Below are 765 nucleotides of genomic sequence, written 5' to 3'. Positions count from 1 at the left end.
AGTGCAAGCATGCGTTCGACCAGCGCATCGCCCGGTGCCATGATGGCATCAATCACCGCCAGTTCCTCCTCCAGCGTGGCATAATCGCCCATATCCTTAAACGCCTGGTCGGCCGTTTGGGCGGCTTCATGCAGCTCTGCCTGCAGGGCCATCAGCTCGGCATCCGCTGCCAGATCAGGTGCAGATGACGCTCTGTTTTTTTGATGTCTCCTGGTGGTGTCATTGTTGTTTTTGATCAAATCTGACATCAGGCAGCACTCCCCATACGGCTTTTCAAAAGCCTGGTGCTGCGGTGCAGATATTCACCCGCTCTGCCGGCCTGACGCCAGTGTTCCACCAGCGAGGCGCATCTGTGCCGTTCCGCCAAGGCGGAGTTCTGGTCAGCACTGTCAGGCGCGTATTTGCGGGCGCCGGTGCCGGCAAGCAGCAATCTGGCAAAGGGCGCGGTGAGTTTGATGCCAGACGGCACGCCAGCCGCGCCGCTTTGCGCCTGTTTTGCTGTGTTTGGGGTGGACGGGGGCATATGGTCCGGCCGGGACAATGCTACCAAAACCGGCCTTTCATGCGTAGAAAACATTCTACAATTCCCTTTTTGTCTTTTCTGCCACCGATGATAGGTGTTGGCAGCGCGGCGGGGATAAAAATATGTGAATTAATTCCTATCCCCAAAATGCACGTCACAATAATGATGTGGATTCAGCGACTTGGTTGGCTCTCTCGTCCTTGCTTCCACCGACCGTTTACCCGCATGGCGAGAAACACATT

Annotated in this window: 2 protein-coding genes; both read right to left on the bottom strand. The window is 56.1% G+C overall.

Annotated features, from left to right (window positions below; all coding sequences use genetic code 11):
* A partial coding sequence (locus tag RT613_RS23625) for a hypothetical protein (RefSeq protein ID WP_313618804.1) occupies positions 1–248 on the bottom strand: 248 nt, incomplete at its 3' end.
* Positions 248–577, bottom strand: a complete 330-nt coding sequence (locus RT613_RS23620; protein WP_313618803.1) for a hypothetical protein — start codon at positions 575–577, stop codon at positions 248–250. The genes RT613_RS23625 and RT613_RS23620, both read right to left, overlap by 1 nt.
* Positions 578–765: the final 188 nt, after the last annotated feature.

This window comes from Agrobacterium sp., assembly GCF_032092815.1.
Classification (GTDB): Bacteria; Pseudomonadota; Alphaproteobacteria; order Rhizobiales; family Rhizobiaceae; genus Agrobacterium.
Note: the sequence above shows the minus strand (reverse complement) of the source record. Positions and strands in the feature narration are given on the sequence as shown.